Below are 19607 nucleotides of genomic sequence, written 5' to 3' on the forward strand. Positions count from 1 at the left end.
GTGATGGGCCACGGGGGCGGCGGCGTGCTCTCCGCCGAGCTCGTCGAGCACGTCTTCGCCCCCGCCTACGGAGGGGAGGTGCTCGGGCGGCTCGGGGACGCGGCCGCGCTCACCCTCGGCGGGGCCCGGCTGGCCTTCTCGACCGATTCGTACGTGGTGCGGCCGCTGTTCTTCCCCGGCGGCAGCATCGGCGACCTCGCGGTCAACGGCACGGTCAACGACCTGGCCATGAGCGGGGCCCGGGCCGCCTACCTGTCCTGCGGGTTCATCCTGGAGGAGGGCGTGGAGATGGCCACGGTGGCGCGCGTGGCCGGGGCGCTGGGCGCCGCCGCCCGCGCCGCGGGCGTCGAGGTGGCGACGGGCGACACCAAGGTCGTGGAAGCGGGCCACGGCGACGGGATCTACGTCAACACCGCGGGCATCGGCCTGATCCCGGACGGGGTGGACCTGCGCCCGCAGCGCGTCGTACCGGGCGACGTCGTCATCGTCAGCGGTGAGATCGGCCTGCACGGTGTGGCGATCATGAGCGTCCGCGAGGGGCTCGGCTTCGGTGTGGAGATCGAGAGCGACTGCGCGCCGCTGGGCGGCCTCGTCCAGGCGATGCTCGCGGTCACGCCCGACCTCCACGTGCTGCGCGACCCCACCCGCGGGGGGCTCGCCGCCTCCCTGTGCGAGATCGCGGCGGCCTCGGGGACCGGGGTCGTCGTCCAGGAGGGCCGGGTCCCCGTCCCCGAGGCCGTGCGGAACGCCTGCGCGATCCTCGGCCTGGACCCGTTCTACGTGGCGAACGAGGGCAAGCTGGTGGCCTTCGTGCCGCGCGAGCACGCGGACGCCGTCCTCGACGCGATGCGCGCCCACCCGCTCGGCCGGCACGCCGCCGTGATCGGGGAGGCCGTCGAGGCCCACCCCGGCATGGTCGTGGCACGGACGGGCCTCGGCGGCACGCGCGTGGTCGACCTGCCGATCGGGGAGCAGCTGCCGAGGATCTGCTGAACCGGCGCTTCCTCAGCGACCGAAGCGGCCGACGCCCACCACGACGGGACCGCCCGCCGGGTCGACCGCGGCCGTCCACTCCGGCGGCAGCCGCAGCGAGCGGGACGGGGAGACCCGGCCCGCGACCCGCCGCTGCCACAGGGGCCGGCCGTCCTGGTGCACCGTCACCACCGGGACGGTGACCGGCCACCCGGAGCGCAGCAGCAGCGGCCGCCCGGTGACGGCGGTGACCCGGTTCGGTGTCACCCACACGAGCGGGGCCCGGACCTCCAGCCGCGGTCCGGGTGGCGGCCAGGAGGCACCTGCCAGGTGGGACAGGACCGGGCCGGCCGCGGCGGCGCCCTCCGCCTCCGCGGTGGCCGCGCTCTCGACGCCGTGGAGGGCGTTGCCGACGGCGAAGACGCCCGGCTGCGCCGTACGGAAGCAGGCGTCCACGCCGGGGCCCCGCGTACCGGGGTTCAGGGGGACGCCGCCGCGGCGGGCCAGCTCGTGGTCGGGGATCCAGTCGCCGGTGAAGAGCACGGTGTCGCAGGCGAGGACCCCGGAACGGCCGTCCCGGTGGCGGACGGCGACACCGGTGAGCCGCCCCCTGCCACGCAGTTCGCCGACCGTCGTCGCGGTGAGCAGCGGGATGCCCGGCACGGCGGTGGCGCGCGGCTGCTCGGTGACCATCGCCACCACCTCCGTGCCGGCCCGGCGCAGCGTCGCCACCGCGTGGCGGGCGACCGGCTCGGCGCCGACCACGACGGCCCGCCTCCCGACGGGCAGGCCGTAGCGGTGGACCGACTGCAGGAGCTCGCCCGTGGTCAGCACCCCCTGCGGGCGGGAGCCCGGCACCAGTCGGGCGCTGCGGGGGCGCTCGCGGGCGCCGGTGGCGAGGACGACGGCGCGGGCCGCGATCCGCTCCAGGCCCGCCGGACCCGTGGTCTCCAGGGCGAGCGGGCCGCCCCAGCCGGTGGCGGTGACCCCGGTGCGGAGCGCGGCCCCGGCGGTGAGGGCGGCCCGCACGGACCCGCGCGCGTACTCGGGGCCCCGGAGCCAGGGGCGCGGGGGCCGGCCGAAGCCGCCGTGGTGGAGGTGGCGCGGCATGCCGCCCGCGTCCGGCTCGCGTTCCAGGACCTCGACGCGTCCGGCGCCGGCCCGCGCCAGCCGGGTCGCGAGGGCGAGTCCGGCGGGGCCGGCTCCGACGATCAGCACGTCGACGGTACGGTCCGTGCGGTTCACGCGCGTCCCTCCTCGAACAGCGCGCGGACGGCGGCCCCGCAGTGGAAGCCCTGGCAGCGGCCGCCCCGGGCGCGGGTGCGCCGCCGCAGGCCGTCCGGCGATCCGGGCGGGACGGTCGAGGCGAGCGCGTCGCGGATCTCGCCGCGGGTGACGCGTTCGCAGTGGCAGACGATGCGGCCGTACTCCGGGTCCGCCGCGATCAGCGCGGCGTCCTGGTACGGCCGGGGGAAGGCCTCTCCGAGGTTCGGCATACGCACCGGTTCCAACTCCCGCGCTCCCGCGACCGGCAGGCCGCCGTCGGCGAGGAGCTCCACCACGTGGGCGGCGATCGCCATCGAGGCGGTCAGCCCGGTGGAGCGGATCCCGCCCACGGTCACGTACCGCTGCGCGGGGTGCGCCCGGATGGCGTAGTCCTCCTGCCCGGTGGCCGCCCGCAGCCCCGCGTACACGGCGGTGACCTCCTCCTCCAGGAGCGCCGGCAGGATCCGCCGGCCCTTCTCCCGCAGGAGTGCGAGCCCGTCGGCGGTCGATCCGGTGGCGGTCTTGTCGTCCAGGTCCTCGGCGGTCGGGCCGAGCATCACGTTCCCGTACACGGTCGGCGACACCAGCACGCCCTTGCCGCGGTCGTCCGGCACGGGCAGCAGGATGTGGCGCACGAGGCCGCGGGCGAGCTCGTCGAAGACGATCAGCTGGCCGCGCCGGGGCGTGACGGTGAAGTCGGCGTGACCGAGGAGCCGGTCGATCTCGTCGGCGTACAGGCCCGCGGCGTTGACCAGGTGGCGGGTGCGCAGGGTGCCCCGGCCGGTGGTCAGCACGTGCGGGTCGCCGGGTTCGACCGAGCGCACCGGGCAGTTCAGGTGCAGGTCGACACCGGCCCGCACGGCCTGGGTGGCGTAGGCGAGGGTGGTCGTCCAGGGGCAGATGACGGACTCGTCCGGCACGTGGAGGGCCCCCAGCGCGCCGGGGCCGAGCTCCGGTTCGCGGGCCCGTACCTCGTCGGCCGTCAGGATGCGGGCCGACTCGTAGCCGTTGGCCAGGGCCTTGTCGGCCAGCCCCGGCAGGGCGGCGAGCTGCCGCTCGTTCCAGGCGACGAGCAGGGCGCCGAGCGGCTCGACCGGGATGCCGCTCTCGGCCGCGTACGAGGCGAGGAGCCGTTGTCCCTCGCGGACGAGTCGGGACTCCAGGGAGCCGGGCACCGCGTCGAAACCGGTGTGCAGGATGGCGGTGTTGGCCTTGGAGGTGCCGTTGCCGACGTCGTCGGAGGCGTCGACCAGGGCGATCCGCAGGGGCAGCCGGGCCAGTTCGCGGGCGATGGCCGAGCCGACCACGCCGGCGCCGACGACCGTCACGTCGTACGTGGCGGCTTCGGGCAGCGGGCCCCGCGTGGTGACGGTCATGCCGGGCCGTCGAGAAGGGCGGACACGGCCGTGCGGAACCGGGCGCGGCGCTCCGCGGCCTGTCCCGCGCCGGCGCGCGGCTCGTACACGGCGGAGGGCTTCCACTCCGGGACGGCCTCGGCGACGGTGAGCGAGGGGTCGAGCCCGAGCCGGGCCACCGCGCCGACACCGAGGGCGGTGGCGTCCGGCAGCGCCGACACCTCGACGGGGATCCGGAGCAGGTCGGCCTGTGCCTGCATGAGCAGGGCGGAGCGGGTCAGCCCGCCGTCGACGCGCAGGGCGGCGAGCGGCGCGCCCAGGTCGGCGGCGACCGCGTCCGCGAGTTCGGCGACCTGCGCGGCGATGCCGTCGCACAGGGCGCGTACGAGGTGTCCGGCGGTCGTGTCGAGGCCGAGGCCGGTGACGGAACCGCGCAGGTCGCCCCGCCACCAGGGGGCGGCGAGTCCGGCGAGCGCGGGGACGAAGGTGACGCCGCCGGAGTCCGGGGCGGTCCCTCCCACGGTGTCGATGTCGTGGGCGCCGGAGATCACTCCGAGATCGGTGAGCCAGCGCACGGCGGAGGCGGCCGTGTAGACCTGTCCGTCCAGGCAGTAGCTGGTCTCCCCGCCGAGTCGCCAGGCGACGCAGCCGACCAGTCCGGTGGTGCTGCGACGGGGGCGGGGGCCGGTCTGCGCGAGGAGGAACGCCCCCGTGCCGTAGGTGCACTTGGCGGTGCCGGGCTCGGTGACGCGCTGCGCGAGGAGCGCGGCCTGCTGGTCGACGAGCAGGCCGGTCAGCGGCAGCGGGGGGCCGAACGCGGTCGTGGTGCCGATGTGCGCGTCCGCGTCGACGACTTCGGGCAGCCGCTCGCCGGTGAGGCCGAAGACGTCGAGGGCGGCGGGCGACCAGTCGACGGTGTCGAGGTCGAGGAGCTGGGTGCGGCCCGCGGTCGCCGCGTCGGTGACGAAGGCACCGGTGAGTCGGTGCACCAGCCACACGTCGCTGGTCGTCACGACGCCCTGCCGGGTCAGGTCACGACGTATCCAGGCCATCTTCGGAGCGGCGAAATACGGGTCGAGGGGCAGTCCGGTCCGCTCCCGCAACAGTGCGGCGTGCGGGGCGAGTTCGGTGCACAGTTCCTCGGCGCGGCGGTCCTGCCAGACGATCGCGTCGGTCAGCGGCTCGCCGCTCGCCGGGTCCCAGGCGAGTACGGTCTCGCCCTGGTTGGCCAGGCCCACCGCCACCACCGGCTCGCCGGCCGCCGCCAGGGCGGCGCGGCCGGCGTCGACGACCGAGTCCAGCAGCTCACGGGGGTCGACCTCGACGCGGCCGCCCGGGAGGTACGCGGGGCGCACGGGAGCGGAGGCGGAGCCGATGACCCCGCGTACGGGACAGATGACGAGGGCCTTCGTTCCCGACGTTCCCTGGTCCACAGCGAGCACCGGGCCCGTCATCTCCGCTCCGTCCTTCATGTCCCGCGGCTCGTCCGCCGGCTCGTCCGTCGGTCGGAAGACTTCACCAGGGGGATGCCGGCAGTCAAGATCGGCCGGGGCCGTCCACGGATCGACTGACTGAATATCACATGGCGTGTGTGGCTTGATAGTTGCATTCCGAAAAGAGCTGTGATGCGAACGCGCAATGTCGCTCTATAGTGATCGCCGATTACCCGGCGCGACGGCCATTTGCGATGCGAGGACTCATGACCACCACCGACGCACGACGCGCCCACCCCCGCCACCCGTCGACCGGGACGAGGTGATGGCGGGCAGCGACTTCCGGCCCGTCTACCATCCCGCGGGCCACGACAACGAGCTGCGTGTCGCCGTGCAGGACCTGCGCACCGGCCGCTGGGTGTCGATGGCCCAATTGCTGGACCGGACGGACGGCTGGGGTCTGTGGACCCAGCGCACCCAGGTGCTCGCCGCCGTCGCCGCCGGTTCGGACGTGGTCCAGGCATGGCGTACCGAGGAGCCCCGCAGCGTCGCCGCCTCCGTCATGCACACCCGTGTCGTCGTCGAACGCGCCGTCCGGGCCCACCGCGCCCGGCACCCCCGCACGCACCAGCTGTGGCAGGAGGCCTGGTTGGCGTGCCGGGACGCCGCCGAGCTCAACCCCGACGACCCCGTGCCGTGGGTCTGCCTGCTCGCGCTCGCCCTCCTCGACGACCAACGGTCGATGGACGAGCACCGGCTCGCGCCGCCCGTCCTGATGCTGCCGCCCGGCCCCTGGGGCATCCTCGCGCAGGCCGACAAGCGCGACCCGCACAACCGCGAGGCGTACCACCGGATGCTCCAGTTCGTGCTCGCGGGAACTCCCGGACCGCTCACCGAGGCCGGCAACTTCGTTCAGTGGGCGGCCGGTTCCGCGCCGACCGGGTCCGCCGTCCACGCCCTGCCGCTCTACCTGAGCGTCGAACGCTACCGCCGCGAGCGCGGCCAGGAGAAGGCGCTCGACCTCCACTGGGTGAGCGACGGCGCGCTCCGTGACGCCGGGCACGCCCTGGACACCTGGTTCCGCCACGCCGACCTGCGCCGCGCCTCGCCGCTCGACCTGAACCATCTCGCCCACGCCCTGTGGGGAGCCAACCGGTTCGACGAGGCGGCCCAGGTCTTCGACGCGGTCGGCCGGTACTGGACCACCCTGCCGTGGGCGTACCGGACGCGCGACCCGGCCGACCAGGAACTGGCCGCGGAGGTCTTCCTGCGGGCCAGGTCCCGCAGCCTCGCCGACCACGGCTGATCCGCCTTCCCGCGACCCGCTCACCGCGGCCCCCGAAACCCCCACCCCCCGCTCGTCCCCGTGTTCCACCCACCCCCGGAGGTACCCCGCCATGTCCAGAACCACGCCGACCGTCCGCCAGGACAGCGTGGCCCCACCCCGGCAGGCGCAGGACGAGGAGGAACGGCTCAGAGAGCTCGGCTACCAGCCCGTCCTCGCCCGCCGGATGGGCGGCTTCGGCAACTTCGCCATCAGCTTCTCCGTCATATCCGTGCTGTCCGGCTGCATGACCCTGTACGGCTTCGGCCTGGGCACCGGCGGTCCGGCCGTCATGCTGTGGGGCTGGGCCGGCGTCGGTCTCTTCGTGCTCTGCGTGGGTCTCGCCCTGGCCGAGGTGACCAGCGCCTACCCCACCTCCGGGGCGCTCTACTACATGGCCGACCGGCTCGGCGGACGCCGCTGGGGCTGGTACACGGGCTGGCTCAACCTGCTCGGCCTGCTCGGCGCCATCGCCGGCATCGACTACGGCGCCGCCCTGTTCACCGGCGCCTTCCTCAACCTCCAGTTCGGCTTCGTGCCCACCCCCGGGGCGACCTTCCTGATCTTCCTGGCCATCCTGCTGCTGCACGCCGTGCTCAACCTCTTCGGCGTCCGCCTGGTCAGCGTCCTCAACTCCATCAGCGTGTGGTGGCACCTGGGCGGCGTCGCCCTGATCGTCGGCGCCCTGGCCTTCGTCCCCGACCACCACCAGTCGGCCTCGTTCGTCTTCACCGAGTTCGTCAACGACACCGGCTGGGCCAACCCGTTCTACGTGGCCGCGGTCGGTCTGCTGCTCGCCCAGTACACCTTCTCCGGCTACGACGCCTCCGCCCACCTGTCGGAGGAGACCTCGAACGCCTCCGTGGCCGCCGCCAAGGGCATCGTCCGCTCCATCTGGGCCTCGTGGCTGGCCGGGTTCGCGCTGCTCGCGGGCCTCACCTTCGCCATCCAGGACTACGCGGCCGTCGCGGGCACCGCCACCGGTGTCCCGCCCGCCCAGATCTTCCTCGACGCCCTGGGCGCCGGGGGCGCCAAGGCCCTGCTGCTCGTCGTGATCGTCGCGCAGCTCTTCTGCGGCAACGCCGAGGTCGCCGCCGCCAGCCGCATGGTCTTCGCCTTCAGCCGTGACAACGCGCTGCCCGGCTCGGCCGTGTGGCGCAAGGTCAGCAGCCGCACCCAGACCCCGGTCCCGGCCGTGTGGCTCGCCGTCGCCGTCGCGGGCGTCCTGGCGCTCCCCTCGCTCTGGTCCGCGACCGCGTACGGTGCCGTGACCGCGATCAACGTCATCGGCATCACCCCGGCCTACGCCATCCCGATCTACCTGCGCCTGCGCGCCGGCAACCGCTTCCAGCCGGGCCCGTGGAGCCTGGGCCGCTGGAGCAAGCCGATCGGCTGGATCGCGGTGGGCTGGGTCGCCGTCGTCACCGTCCTGTTCTGCCTGCCGCAGAAGTCCCCGGTCACCATCGACTCCATGAACTACGCGGTGATCGCGCTCGCGGTCGTCCTGGTCCTGGCCAGCGCGTGGTGGTACGCCGCCCGACGCTCGTACGGGACCCCGGCCGCCTACGGGAACGCCCGCGAGCAGGCCGAGATCGCCGAAGGCATCGTCTGAGCACCCGCGCGCGCACCGGCCGCCCGGTGCGCGCGCCGCTCGCCCAGTGGTGGTGCGGGCCGGTGGAGCCGCGGCTCGTCGGAGACGCCGTCCGGTGGAGATGCAGCCCGGTGGGAATGTCCCTACCGTCGATACAGGCGTTCGACCCAGGGGGTTCCCTCCCCGCCTCCCACGCGTCGGCGCCCCGACACCCAGGAGATGGCTCACCATGACCACTGCATCCGACCACCCCGTGCTCGACACCCTGGCCGCCATGACCATGGACTCCCTCGAACGGTGCGGGCTGCCCGCGGACACCCTGATACTCACGCGCCTCGCCGCGCTCGCCGCGATGGACGCACCCGCGATGTCCTACGTCGCGCACATCGACCCGGCCATCAAGACCAACCTGACCCCCGCCCAGGTACAGGACGTCCTGGTCGCCATCGCCCCGATCGTGGGCACCGCCCGCGTCATGTCCGCCGCGACCCACATCGCCGAGGCCCTGGGGTTCGTCATCGCCGTGGCCGAGGCCGAGGCGGAAGCCGAAGGATAGCCGGACCCGTCCTTCACGCCGGGGCGCTCAGGGCGAGCACGGCGAGGTCGTCGCGGCCGTCGCCCAGGCGGGCGTCGGCCAGGATGCGGCACAGGTCGTCGAGCGGCACCCCGGCGTGAGCGGCGGCGAGCCGGGCGAGGGCGGCGAGGCCGTCGTCCAGGGCGCGGTCGGGGTGCTCGACCAGCCCGTCCGTGAACAGGACCAGGGTCGCGCCGCCCGGGAACGGGTGCCTGTGGTCGGGCCGCGGCATCCCCGAGTCCACACCGAGCGGCAGGCCCGGTTCGGCCCGCAGGTACCGGGCGCCGCCGTCGGCCGTGAGCAGGAGCGGCGGCGGATGCCCGGCGTTGCTCCAGTGCAGCCTCCAGCCGTCGGCACCGGGCTCGATGCGCACCAGGCAGGCCGTGGTGATCGGGTTGTCGGTGATCGCTTCCAGGGTGCGGTCGAGCCGGGTCAGGACGGCACTGGGCGGGGTGCGGCGGTCGTAGAGCAGGGCCCGCAGCATGCTGCGGGTCTGGGCCATGGTGGCGGCCGCCTGGAGGTCGTGCCCGACGACGTCGCCGATGACCAGGGCGCAGGCGCCGTCGGTGAGCATCAGGGCGTCGTACCAGTCGCCGCCCACGTGGTCCGGGGCGGCGGCGGGCCGGTAGACGGCGGCGGCGCGGAACGGGGCGAGGTCCGGCAGCCGCGGCAGCAGGAGCCGCTGGAAGTACTCGGCATTGGTGCGCACCTGCCGGTAGAGGCGGGCGTTCTCGATCGCGAGGCCGGCCGCTCCGGCGAGCGCCACGACGACCTCCTGGTCACTGCGGTCGAAGGGCAGACCGTCGCGCCGCTCGGTCAGGTAGAGGTTGCCGTAGACGCGTCCGCGGGAGCTGATCGCCACTCCGAGCAGTGAGCTCATCGGCGGGTGACCGGAGGGGAAGCCCACCGAGTCCGGGTGGGCGCCGATGTCGGCGACGCGCAGCGGCTCGGGGTGCCGGATGAGGTGCCCGAGGAGTCCGCGCCCGTGTGGGAACGCGACTCCGGCCAGGTCCGCCGTCTGCTGCTCGCTCAATCCGACGGGGATGAACTCCTCCAGCTGTTCGCCGTCCTCGCTCAGCACGCCGAGCGCGCCGAACCGGGCGTCGACCAGGCCCATGGCGGTGGTGATCACGCGCCGGAGCACGACCGGGAGCTCCAGCTCCCTGCCGACCGCCATCACGGCGTCCAGCAGGTCCTGGAAGCGGCGCTGGGAGTGGTCGGGGTCGCGCGGACGTCCGATGACCTGGTCCGTCTGCCCGTCCGCCGGAGCCATCACAGCCGCCTTCGGTTGCCCTGCCGGACGACGGCCGCCGCCCGCGGCGCGTCCTTCAGCTTCCACGGTAGGCACCGCCACCGCCCACCGCACGGAATTCGCCCGGTCGGACACGTACGGTGAACGGCCGCGCCCCTGCGTGACCTCGGGGACGGCGGAGGGGCCGCCCCGGATCGCTCCGGAACGGCCCCTGCTGCCAGGCGTGGGCGCGGAACCGCGTCACTCCGCGGCCCGGCGCTTGCCCCGTTGGCGGCGCGGGTACGGGAAGAGCCGTGGCGAGCGCTTGGCGGCCACGTCCTCGACCCAGCCGAAGGTCAGCACCAGCAGACCGATCAGCGGGATGGCCACCAGCAGCGTGAACCACTGGCTGGACAGCAGCCACGTGAGGTTGGTGTAGAAGAAGGGGATGTTCCACAGGGGGTCGATCAGCGGGATGGCGGCCACGAGCGCGACCTGGTGCCACAGATAGACGCTGACGGCGCGCGAGTTGAGCAGGCTGACGAGACCGTTCCAGCGTTCCAGGGGCCTGGGCCACTGTTCCCAGGACGGGCTGACGTGCAGCAGCATGGCGACGAAGCCGAGGGACCACAGGGCCTGGGCGATCGGCCAGGCCTCGATGTCGGTCGGCTGGGACGGGTCGACCGGCCGGGTGTTCAGGTACCAGAGGCCGGCCACCATGACCAGCGGCGCGATGGACGGCACCACGTACTGGGGGATCTTCTTGAGCAGCCCCTCCTGGTGCGCCATGCCGAGGATCCAGCAGGAGCCGAACACGGCGAAGTCGTTGGCGGTCTCCCAGACCCGGCCGTAGACGAACTCCTGGTCCACGAAGAAGGCGTTCATGGCGATGACCACCGCCAGCGGCGTGAACAGCGTCACCACCGGGAACTTGCGCAGCGCCCAGAGCATCAGCGGGGACAGCAGCACGTACCAGAGGTAGGCGCGGAGGTACCAGAGCGGGACGATGACCTGCGCGGCCCAGGTCTGTTCCACGTGGTGCTCGAAGCCGGAGAAACCTCCCAGCTCGTCCCCGTACGGCGGGGTGCTCAGCGGCAGGATCCAGAACGCCAGCTTGCCCCACCACCAGTTGGGGTGGCCCTCGGAATCGGGGCCCCAGCCGTCGAGCATCTGGAGGGTGATCATGATGCCGCCGAACAGCCACATCGGCGGCAGCAGGCGGCGCAGGCGACCGCGGATCACGCCGAGGGCGGGGCGGCTGAGCGAGCGGGTCATCAGCGAGCCGGCGAGCGCGAACATGACGCCCATCGACGGGAAGACGAGGGGCAGCCAGAACCAGCCGAAGTTGTGGTAGAGCACCACTCGGCCGAGCGCCAGCGCGCGCAGCAGGTCGAGGTAGCGGTCTCGGCCGCCCTTGCGCTGAGCCGGCGACTCCACCTCCGGCTCGGGCTCCGGTATGAGGATCGGCGGGACCCGCAACTGCATGGTTTCCGCGTGGCGCACGTGGTCGACGGATGCGGGCATGGTCAGGCCTCCACGGGTGCGGTTGCGACCTCGCCGGTGCGCCGCAGCTTCTGCCAGCGCAGTCGGCCACCGGTCATCGCCGTGATCGCGGACTGCAGCAGGACGATGTACATCAGCTGCCGGTAGACCAGCTGCTGGATCGGGAGGCTGATCAGGTGCCAGGGCTTCTCCCGGTCCAGCCGGAAGGCGTACCAGGACAGCGCGGCCTGGAGCAGGATGAAGCCGCCCCAGCTGGACAGGGTGATCGGAGCGTCCCCGAACAGCACGCCGTACAACAGGAACATGTCGACCAGCGGCGCCAGCAGCGGGGCGACCACGCCGAAGAGCACGATGAGCGGCAGTCCGATCCGGCCGAAGCGCCCGGCCGGGCCCTTGGCGGTCACCGCGCGGCGGTGCTTCCACATCGCCTGCATGCTGCCGTAGCTCCAGCGGTAGCGCTGGGACCAGAGCTGCTGGAGGCTGGCGGGAGCCTCGGTCCAGGCGCGGGCCTCCTCGGCGTAGACGACCCGCCATCCTTCGCAGAGCACCGCGATGGTGATGTCGGTGTCCTCGGCGAGGGTGTCCTCGCTCATCCCGCCGACCTGCCGCAGGGCTTCCTTGCGGAAGGCACCCACCGCGCCGGGGATGGTGGGGATGACGCCCAGCACGTCGTACATCCGGCGGTCCAGGTTGTGGCCGAGGACGTACTCGATGTGCTGCCAGGCGCCGATCAGGCTGTCCCGGTTGCCGACCTTGGCGTTGCCCGCGACCGCGCCGATCGTCGGGTCGGCGAAGGGCTGGACCAGCTCGCGCACGGTGGACGGCTCGAAGACGGTGTCGCCGTCCATCATCACGACGATGTCGTGCGAGGCGGCCGCGACGCCGGCGTTGAGCGCGCTGGGCTTGCCGCCGTTGACCTTGCGGATCAGCCGGACGAACGGCAGGTCCATCGCCTCGACGGCGTCGGCGGTGCCGTCCGTCGAGCCGTCGTCGATGACGATCACTTCGATGGGGTAGTCACTGACGGCCAGGGAGTTCAGGGTGTTGGCGATGCACTCGATCTCGTTGTAGGCCGGGACGAGCACGGTGACCGGCTCGGTGACGGGTTCCCCCCACCGGTCCGGCCGCTTGTTGCGACGGGCGTGGATCGGCGCGAGGACGATCATCAGCGCGAACCGGCCGAAGTTGAGGAAGCCGACGAGGGCCAGCAGCGCGACCAGCACCGGCAGGGTGTGCACGGAGAACTGGGTGGCCCAGATGAACCCCTTGCCCGCCCACAACTGGAAGCCGTGCACCGGCACGGTGGCGCTGGAGGCGCCGAGCGCCTCGGAGATGGTGGTGAAGCGGTAGCCCTGCGCCTGGAGCTTGTCGATGATCTGCGTCAGCGCGGCGATGGTCTGGGTACGGTCGCCACCCGCGTCGTGCAGCAGGATCATCTCGCCCGCACCGGGCTTGGACGGCATCGCGGCCTTGACGATCTCCTCGACGCCGGGCCGCTTCCAGTCGTCGGTGTCCTTGTCGATGAACGCGGTCAGGTAGCCGCGCGCGCCGACGTACTTGAGGACCGGGTAGTTCCAGTCGTCGAGCGCGGTGGCGTCGGAGGAGTACGGCGGGCGGAACAGCGCGCTGTGCACGCCCGCGACGCCGGCCAGCGCCAGTTGGGTCTGCGCCAGCTCCCAGCTGATCCGGGCGTGGGACTGGTACACCAGGTCGGGGTGGGTGAAGGTGTGCACGCCCAGTTCGTGGCCGTCCGCGACGATGTCCCGGATCAGGTCCGGGTAGCGCGTGGTCATGGCGCCGGTCACGAAGAAGTCCGCCTTGATGTTGCGGGACTCCAGCAGGTCCAGGATCTTCGGGGTCCACTCCGGGGAGGGGCCGTCGTCGAAGCTGAGGACCACGGTGCGGTCGGGTATGTGGTAGCTGACCGGGTGGTCGTTCTTGTCTCCGCGCGCGTCGATGACCGGCCCGCCCTTGAGCAGGTTCTGCGGGACGGTGTCCTTGTCGACCGAGATGGCGATCCGGGAGTCGTGGAACGCCTCGTTGTTGGCGAGTCCGCGCAGGACGAGCAGCGCGAGCAGACAGGCCAGCAGGGACAGCGGCATGAAGAAGCGCAGCGGGGGCGCGGCCAGTCGGCGTGGCCTCAGCAGGGACTGCCGGCGGCGCTGGTGCCGGGACCGGGACAATGACGCTCCTGGAGATGGGTGGTGCGGATGATCAGCTGCGCTTGCCCGGCTGGCCGGTGGGCGTCGCCCCGCGCGGTGCGGTGTTGGTGGTCTTCGACGTACCGGTCGTCGTCTTCGACGTACCGGTCGAGGTGCCGGTCGAGGTGCCCTGCGTACCGGCCGACGGCTTCGGCGTTCCGGCAGGGGTCTTCGTCTCCGCCGACTTCGGTGTCGCGGACTTCGTGGCGGCCGTCCGGGGCGAGGACGACGGGGACGACGAGGTGGGCGACAGCGACGGCACGGGGGACGGTGACGGGGCGGGCGCCAGCGACGGCTGCGCGGGTATGCCCATCGCCGGGGCGTCCGCCTGCACGCCGACCAGGCTGCTGCCCATGGCCACCGCGAGGATGGCGCCGACGACGGAAACCGGCCATCCGAGACCGCGCAGCAAGCGGCCGCGCGTGCCCGATTGGTCGACGAACACCGGCGCTGGAGCGGGCTCTTCGAAGTCCGACTCGGACATGTCGGGCACGCCCTGATATGTCGTCCCGCGTTCGAAGTAATTGAATGTTGCGCGCACCTTGCGAGGCCTTTCATTGCAGGGTACGTAGACCACGGGATCGCAGGGCGAACGCTAGTGCACCGACGTCAATCGACTTGGGGCCCATGTCGTGATTTAGCGCTATCCGCCCGGGTGTTGTAATCGGATCGAGATATCGATCGGCAGTACCGACCGGTAAAAACGGCGGTACAGCCTCCGGATACCGGACAGTACACTTTCGGCCACGTCCCTTTTGCCGGAATCCTGGATTCCGGAGGCGCGAAAAGCCACCCGGGCGGCCATCCCCGACGCCCGCCCGGCGCCTTAGGATGACCCCCTCGTCAGATCAGTCGTACATCCTCACGCAGAGGGCGTGTCCAGGTACCGCCTCTGCCCTCCAAGGAGCCCGTGTGAGCCAGCCCCGCCGCACCTCTCGTCGCCGCGCGTGGACCGCGCTCACGCTGCCCGTCCTCCTGTGCGCGCTCGCCGCGTGTTCCGGGGGCGGCCCCGCATCCGGCAAGGGTGGCGGCGGCCGGCCCAGCGCCTCGCCGACTCCGTCCGGACCGCCGGGAACCCTGTTCGACAACTTCCACTACAGCGGCGCCGACGACCCCCAGCTCGCCGCCCACGGCTGGGAGGTCCGTACCGGCGGGGGCGGCCCCGGGGTCCAGGACAGCTGGAACACCGCCGGAGCCGGCTTCCCCGCGGACACGACCGCCCAGGGCGGCAAGGCCCTGCAGTTGCAGTCCTCCACCGACGGCACCAAGCAGGGCACCAAGCAGGTCGAGGTGCTGACCACCGGCAAGAACCTCTTCACGGGGACCTACGCCGCCCGGGTCTACTTCAGCGACAAGCCCTCCAGCGGCCGGGGCGGCGACCACGTCGTCCAGACCTTCTTCCCGATCTCCCCCTCGGACGCCTCGGCGAACTACAGCGAACTCGACTTCGAGTACCTGCCGAACGGCGGCTGGGGTTCGGCGGGGCCGCGACTCGACAACGTCAGCTGGTTCAAGGCCGACCCGCCGGACCGGGTCAACAAGACGACCAAGCTGCGCCTCGAAGGCTGGCACACCCTGATGATCACCGCCATGGACGGGAAGGTCGTCTACTCCCTGGACGGCAAGGAGACGTTCACCAGCTCCGGCAAGTACGTCCCGCGCGAGAAGATGGACATCCACTTCAGCAACTGGCTCGTCGACCTCCCCTTCACGGGCGGGCAGCGCACCTGGGACATGAAGGTCAACTGGGTCTATTACAAGGCCGACCAGGCGGTTCCCCTGGCGGACGTACAGAAGACGGTGGACGGCTTCTACAGCGCCGGCACCAACTACGTGAACACGGTGCCGAAGGCCTGACCGGCCAGGACCGAGCTACGGAACTCACCGAACCGTTCCGCCGCGAGAAGCAGGTCGACTTCGCGTTCGGCTGGGGGGAGAAGGCCAGGCTGCGCGGCAACGCGTTCGTACAGCGTGGCGCGTCGGCTCTGGCGCTGCGGATCATCCCGTTCGACGTACCGTCGTCCGCGCAGCTCGGGCTCCCCCCCGGTCGTCACCGGGTGGGCGGGCATGCCGCGCGGGTTCGTGCTGGTCACCGGGCCGACCGGGTCGGGGAAGTCGACGAGCCTGGCGGCGCTCCTCGACCACGTCAACACGCACCGGTCGGTGCACATCCGGCCGGCCGCACCTCATCAGGTGGCGCCACGTCGGCGAATGCGTGACGCCCACCCCGGCATTCCGTACGTCATGCGCTGTCGCCGTCCCCCGGAGCCCGCATGCCCCTGGCACGGGCGATCTCGGACCCCGTGTCGGAGCCGAGGAAGTCGAGGACCTCGAGAGCGGGGCCCGGCCGGGAGGCCGAGGCCAGTACGCCTCCGCTGAACGTCGAGCCGATGGCGGTGTCACCCGGCAGCGGTCCGGCGATGACGACGCCCGGCAGGTCCATCAACTCGCTGTGCTGTTGGAACGCCAGGTCGGCCCGGCCGGAGGACAGCAGACTGCCGGCGGGCACGCCCGGGGGTGCCTGGACGAGCCGGTCGGTGAGCGCGTCGGTGAGGCCCAGCCGGCCGATCAGCTCGACCAGGGCCGTTCCGCTGGGACCGGTGGAGTAGGCGATGCCCTGCGCCGCTTCCAGGGCGGACCGCAGGTCGGATTCCGAGGCGAGCTCCGGAACCGGTGATCCCTCCGGAACGGCGGCGACGACCTGGGAGATCCACAGCGGGCGCACGGTGCCCGCCGCGAGGTGGCCCTCCTTCGCCAGCGCGGTGACGGCGCCGTCGGCGAGTACGAGCAGGTCGGCCCCGGCGCCCTCGCGCACCCGCCGCGCGACCTCGACCCCGCCGGCCGCCTCGAAGCGCACGGAAAGCCCGTGCACGAGCCGGATCCGCTCGGACAGCTCGGCCAGCAGGGGCCGCGTCGCCATCGAGGACAGCCCGGAGATCGCTCTGTTCACGTCGCTCCTTGGTGTGCGGAAGAGGGTACGGCGCGGTACGGCGCTCGTCGGGGCTGCGCGACGCGGGTCTGTGAGACCGGCGGCGTGAGTGCGGCCCGGAGCACGAAAACGTACCGCCCGACTCCCCGGGGCCCGAGCGGGCTTCCGCCTGACGGAAACACCGGTGACCGGCCGGGGCCCCGGGTGCCAACGTTCGACGTGTTCCCCACGTCCACCGTTGCCCAGGAGATGCCATGGCAGACGCCGTCGTCGACACCGTTGCCTCGGTTCCCGTCGCAGTCGTCGGGGCCGGTCCGGCCGGTCTGATGCTCGCTCACCGGCTGGGGCGGGCCGGAGTCGACACGATCGTGATCGACACCCGCACCCGTCACGAGATCGCGACGACGCAGCGCGCCGGAATCCTGGAGGCCGACGCGGCCCGGGACCTGGTCGAGACGGGTGTCGGCGACCGGATCCTGCGCGAGGGCCACGAACACGAGGGCACCGAGCTCCGCTTCGGCGGACGGCCGCACCGGATCGACTTCAAGGAGCTGGTGGGCGCGTCGGTGTGGCTCTATCCGCAGACCGACGTGTTCACCGACCTGGCCGACGCGCGGGAACGCGACGGCGGCACCGTCCACTTCGGCGTCCGGGACACCGAGGTCCTCGACATCACCACCGGTGCCCCGCGGGTGCGGTACACCGCGGCCGACGGTGCCCGGCACGAGATCCGGGCGCGGTACGTGGTCGGCGCGGACGGATCGCGCAGCACGTGCCGCAACATGGTCCCCGAGGACCGGCGGGTGCGGTACGGCAAGGAGTACCCGTTCGCGTGGTTCGGCATCATGGCCGAGGCACCGCCGAGCGCACCCGAACTCGTCTACGCCCATTCCGAGCACGGCTTCGCGCTGATCAGCCAACGGACCGAGACCGTGCAGCGGATGTACTTCCAGTGCGCCCCCGACGAGTCCGTCGACGCCTGGCCGGACGACCGCGTCTGGGAGACGCTGCGGGCGCGGGTGGCGGGGGAGGACGGCTTCCGCCTCGAGGAGGGCCCGGTCCTGGAGAAGACGGTGCTGCGGTTCCGCTCGTTCGTACAGGAGCCCATGCGCTGGGGCTCGATGCTGCTCGCCGGAGACGCCGCGCACACCGTGCCGCCGACCGGCGCCCGCGGACTCAACCTCGCACTGCACGACGTGAAGGTCCTGGCCGACGTCCTCCCGCGGGCCCTCGGCGCCGAGGGCGAGGCGGCCCTGGCGGAGTACGAGCCGCGCGCGCTGCAGCGGATCTGGCGGGCGCAGAACTTCTCCCACTGGATGACCCGGCTGCTGCACACCCCGCCCGGCGCCTCGCCGTTCGACCTGCGGCGCCAACTCGGCGAACTCGACAACGTGGTGGGCACGCGCGCCGGCCGTGCGTACCTCGCCGAGCAGTACACGGGCTGGCCCGCCGCCTCCCGCGGCTGACCCGACGAGACCCCCAGGAGACATCCCGACATGATCATCGACTGTCACGGCCACTTCACCACCGCTCCCCCGCAACTGGCCCGGTGGCGCGACCGGCAGATCGCGGCGGTCGGATCCCCCGCCGACGCCCCGGACCCGGACGAGCTCGTCATCACCGACGACGACCTCCGCCAGGCGATCGAGGGCAACCAACTGCGCCTCATGGACGAGCGCGGCACCGACCTGACGATCTTCTCCCCCCGGGCCAGCTTCATGGCCCACCACATCGGCGACTTCCGGGTGTCCGAGACCTGGGCAAGGATCTGCAACGACCTCGTCCACCGCGTCGCCGGGCTCTACCCCGACCGCTTCGCGGCGGCTGCCATGCTGCCGCAGTCCCCGGACGTCGACCCGGCCACCTGCCTGCCCGAACTGCGCCGCGCGGTCGAGGAACTCGGCGCGGTGGCCGTGAACCTCAACCCCGATCCGTCGGGAGGCAGTTGGACCGCGCCGCCGCTGACGGACCGGAGCTGGTACCCGCTCTACGAGGCGATGGTCGAGTACGACATCCCGGCGATGATCCACGTCAGCACCTCGTGCAACCCGGCCTTCCACACGACCGGAGCCCACTACCTGAACGCGGACACCACGGCGTTCATGCAACTGCTCCAGGGCGACCTGTTCGCCGACTTCCCGTCGCTGCGGTTCGTGATCCCCCACGGCGGGGGCGCGGTGCCCTACCACTGGGGCCGGTTCCGCGGCCTGGCGATGGCGCTGGGCCGACCGGACCCCGAGACCCTGCTGGACAACGTCTTCTTCGACACCTGCGTGTACCACCAGCCCGGCATCGACCTGCTCACACAGGTCGTCCCCAGCCGGTCCGTGCTGTTCGCCAGCGAGATGATCGGCGCCGTCCGCGACATCGACCCGCGCACCGGCCACCACTTCGACGACACACGACGGTACGTCGACGCCACCGCGCACCTCACCGACGACGAACGGGCCGCCGTCCATTGCGGCAACGCCCTGCGCGTCTACCCCCGCCTCGCCGCCCGGCTCACCGCCTCCGGCCACTGACAGGAGAAGGACCCATGGAACACACGCGGCTCGGTGTCGTCCACACCGCGATCACCCGCGCCGACCCGGAGGACGTCGCCGCACTCTCGGCGTTCGGCGTCGCGACCATCCACGAGGCGATGGGCCGGGTGGGGCTGATGCGCCCGTACCTGCGCCCCGCCTACACCCGGGCCCGGCTCTGCGGCACGGCGGTGACCGTGCTGCTGCAGCCCGGCGACAACTGGATGCTCCACGTCGCCGCCGAGCAGATCGAGGAGGGCGACGTGGTCGTCGCGGCCTGCACGACGGAGAGCGAGGACGGGTTCTTCGGCGAACTGCTCGCCACCTCGTTCCGCGCCCGCGGCGGCCGGGGCCTGGTCATCGACGGCGGCGTGCGCGACGTGGCCGAGCTGGAGGAGATGGACTTCCCGGTCTTCGCCAGGGCGGTCAACGCCAAGGGCACCGTCAAGGCCACCCTCGGTTCGGTCAACGTCCCGGTCGTCTGCGCCAATGCCCTGGTCCGCCCCGGGGACGTGGTCGTGGCGGACCGCGACGGCGTCGTGGTGGTGCCGCGCGAGCGCGCCGCCGAGGTCGCCGCGGCCGCGGCCCGGCGCGAGGCCGGCGAGGAGGGCAAGCGGGCACGGTTCCGCGCGGGCGAGCTCGGCCTGGACCTGTACGGCATGCGCGGCCCGCTGGCCGAGCTCGGCCTGCGCTACGAGGACTGACG

Annotated in this window: 16 protein-coding genes and 1 pseudogene; 10 read left to right on the forward strand and 7 right to left on the reverse strand. The window is 72.6% G+C overall.

The window, feature by feature from the left end:
- The first annotated feature begins 3 nt into the window (after positions 1–3).
- Positions 4–993, forward strand: a complete 990-nt coding sequence (gene hypE, locus ACFYYJ_RS10105) for a hydrogenase expression/formation protein HypE (RefSeq protein WP_385122052.1) — start codon at positions 4–6, stop codon at positions 991–993.
- Positions 994–1005: 12 nt separating this feature from the next.
- Here the strand turns inward: hypE and ACFYYJ_RS10110 are convergent, their stop codons facing one another.
- The 3 genes from ACFYYJ_RS10110 to ACFYYJ_RS10120 are packed head-to-tail and all read right to left on the reverse strand — an operon-like array spanning position 1006 to position 5047.
- Complete coding sequence (locus tag ACFYYJ_RS10110) at positions 1006–2217, reverse strand: NAD(P)/FAD-dependent oxidoreductase (protein WP_389130702.1); 1212 nt, start codon at positions 2215–2217, stop codon at positions 1006–1008.
- On the reverse strand, positions 2214–3614 hold the full coding sequence (locus ACFYYJ_RS10115; RefSeq protein ID WP_385121759.1) for an FAD-dependent oxidoreductase: 1401 nt from the start codon (positions 3612–3614) through the stop codon (positions 2214–2216). Before ACFYYJ_RS10115 ends, ACFYYJ_RS10110 begins: the two co-directional genes overlap by 4 nt.
- Entirely contained in the window at positions 3611–5047 is a 1437-nt protein-coding gene (locus ACFYYJ_RS10120; protein WP_389131329.1) for an FGGY family carbohydrate kinase, read from the reverse strand. The genes ACFYYJ_RS10115 and ACFYYJ_RS10120 overlap by 4 nt, the downstream gene beginning before the upstream one ends.
- A 304-nt stretch (positions 5048–5351) precedes the next feature.
- Between ACFYYJ_RS10120 and ACFYYJ_RS10125 the strand changes: the two genes are divergently transcribed.
- The 3 genes from ACFYYJ_RS10125 to ACFYYJ_RS10135 all read left to right on the forward strand — a co-directional run bounded on the left by ACFYYJ_RS10125 (position 5352) and on the right by ACFYYJ_RS10135 (position 8497).
- Positions 5352–6332, forward strand: a complete 981-nt coding sequence (locus tag ACFYYJ_RS10125; protein ID WP_385121757.1) for a hypothetical protein — start codon at positions 5352–5354, stop codon at positions 6330–6332.
- A 91-nt stretch (positions 6333–6423) separates the two neighbouring features.
- On the forward strand, positions 6424–7962 hold the full coding sequence (locus tag ACFYYJ_RS10130) for an amino acid permease (RefSeq protein ID WP_385357553.1): 1539 nt from the start codon (positions 6424–6426) through the stop codon (positions 7960–7962).
- 208 nt (positions 7963–8170) lie between these two features.
- Complete coding sequence (locus ACFYYJ_RS10135) at positions 8171–8497, forward strand: carboxymuconolactone decarboxylase family protein (RefSeq protein WP_385121753.1); 327 nt, start codon at positions 8171–8173, stop codon at positions 8495–8497.
- Between the two features lie 13 nt (positions 8498–8510).
- Here the strand turns inward: ACFYYJ_RS10135 and ACFYYJ_RS10140 are convergent, their stop codons facing one another.
- The 3 genes from ACFYYJ_RS10140 to ACFYYJ_RS10150 all read right to left on the reverse strand — a co-directional run bounded on the left by ACFYYJ_RS10140 (position 8511) and on the right by ACFYYJ_RS10150 (position 13432).
- Positions 8511–9788 (reverse strand): SpoIIE family protein phosphatase, encoded by a 1278-nt coding sequence (locus ACFYYJ_RS10140; RefSeq protein WP_389130706.1) that lies wholly within the window; start codon positions 9786–9788, stop codon positions 8511–8513.
- 219 nt (positions 9789–10007) lie between these two features.
- The gene (locus tag ACFYYJ_RS10145) at positions 10008–11270 is read right to left on the reverse strand and encodes an acyltransferase (RefSeq protein ID WP_389130709.1); all 1263 of its coding nucleotides are present in this window, start codon (positions 11268–11270) and stop codon (positions 10008–10010) included.
- Between the two features lie 2 nt (positions 11271–11272).
- A complete protein-coding gene (locus ACFYYJ_RS10150; protein ID WP_385121747.1) occupies positions 11273–13432 on the reverse strand; it encodes a bifunctional polysaccharide deacetylase/glycosyltransferase family 2 protein in 2160 nt (719 codons plus the stop codon).
- On the opposite strand from ACFYYJ_RS10150, the gene ACFYYJ_RS10155 reads away from it, so the two are divergent.
- The 3 genes and pseudogenes from ACFYYJ_RS10155 to ACFYYJ_RS10165 form a co-directional block, all read left to right on the forward strand.
- Entirely contained in the window at positions 13432–13950 is a 519-nt protein-coding gene (locus tag ACFYYJ_RS10155) for a hypothetical protein (protein ID WP_389130713.1), read from the forward strand. The two genes, ACFYYJ_RS10150 and ACFYYJ_RS10155, sit on opposite strands and share 1 nt — an antisense overlap.
- A 412-nt stretch (positions 13951–14362) precedes the next feature.
- Positions 14363–15307 carry a glycoside hydrolase family 16 protein gene (locus tag ACFYYJ_RS10160; RefSeq protein ID WP_389130716.1) on the forward strand — a complete coding sequence of 315 codons (945 nt, stop codon included), beginning with the start codon at positions 14363–14365 and terminating at the stop codon, positions 15305–15307.
- Between the two features lie 210 nt (positions 15308–15517).
- Positions 15518–15568 (forward strand): annotated as a pseudogene (locus ACFYYJ_RS10165) (hypothetical protein); the annotation flags it as partial.
- Positions 15569–15692: 124 nt separating this feature from the next.
- On the opposite strand, the gene ACFYYJ_RS10170 reads toward ACFYYJ_RS10165, so the two are convergent.
- Positions 15693–16400 carry a substrate-binding domain-containing protein gene (locus tag ACFYYJ_RS10170; protein WP_389130719.1) on the reverse strand — a complete coding sequence of 236 codons (708 nt, stop codon included), beginning with the start codon at positions 16398–16400 and terminating at the stop codon, positions 15693–15695.
- A 233-nt stretch (positions 16401–16633) separates the two neighbouring features.
- Between ACFYYJ_RS10170 and ACFYYJ_RS10175 the strand changes: the two genes are divergently transcribed.
- The 3 genes from ACFYYJ_RS10175 to ligK are packed head-to-tail and all read left to right on the forward strand — an operon-like array spanning position 16634 to position 19605.
- Positions 16634–17845, forward strand: coding sequence for a 4-hydroxybenzoate 3-monooxygenase (locus tag ACFYYJ_RS10175; RefSeq protein ID WP_385364642.1), 1212 nt, complete (start codon positions 16634–16636; stop codon positions 17843–17845).
- A 30-nt stretch (positions 17846–17875) separates the two neighbouring features.
- Entirely contained in the window at positions 17876–18901 is a 1026-nt protein-coding gene (locus ACFYYJ_RS10180; RefSeq protein WP_389130722.1) for an amidohydrolase family protein, read from the forward strand.
- 14 nt (positions 18902–18915) lie between these two features.
- Complete coding sequence (ligK, locus tag ACFYYJ_RS10185) at positions 18916–19605, forward strand: 4-carboxy-4-hydroxy-2-oxoadipate aldolase/oxaloacetate decarboxylase (RefSeq protein ID WP_385121698.1); 690 nt, start codon at positions 18916–18918, stop codon at positions 19603–19605.
- Positions 19606–19607: the final 2 nt, after the last annotated feature.

It is taken from the genome of Streptomyces sp. NPDC002467 (genome assembly GCF_042889825.1).
In the GTDB taxonomy this organism is placed as follows: domain Bacteria; phylum Actinomycetota; class Actinomycetes; order Streptomycetales; family Streptomycetaceae; genus Streptomyces.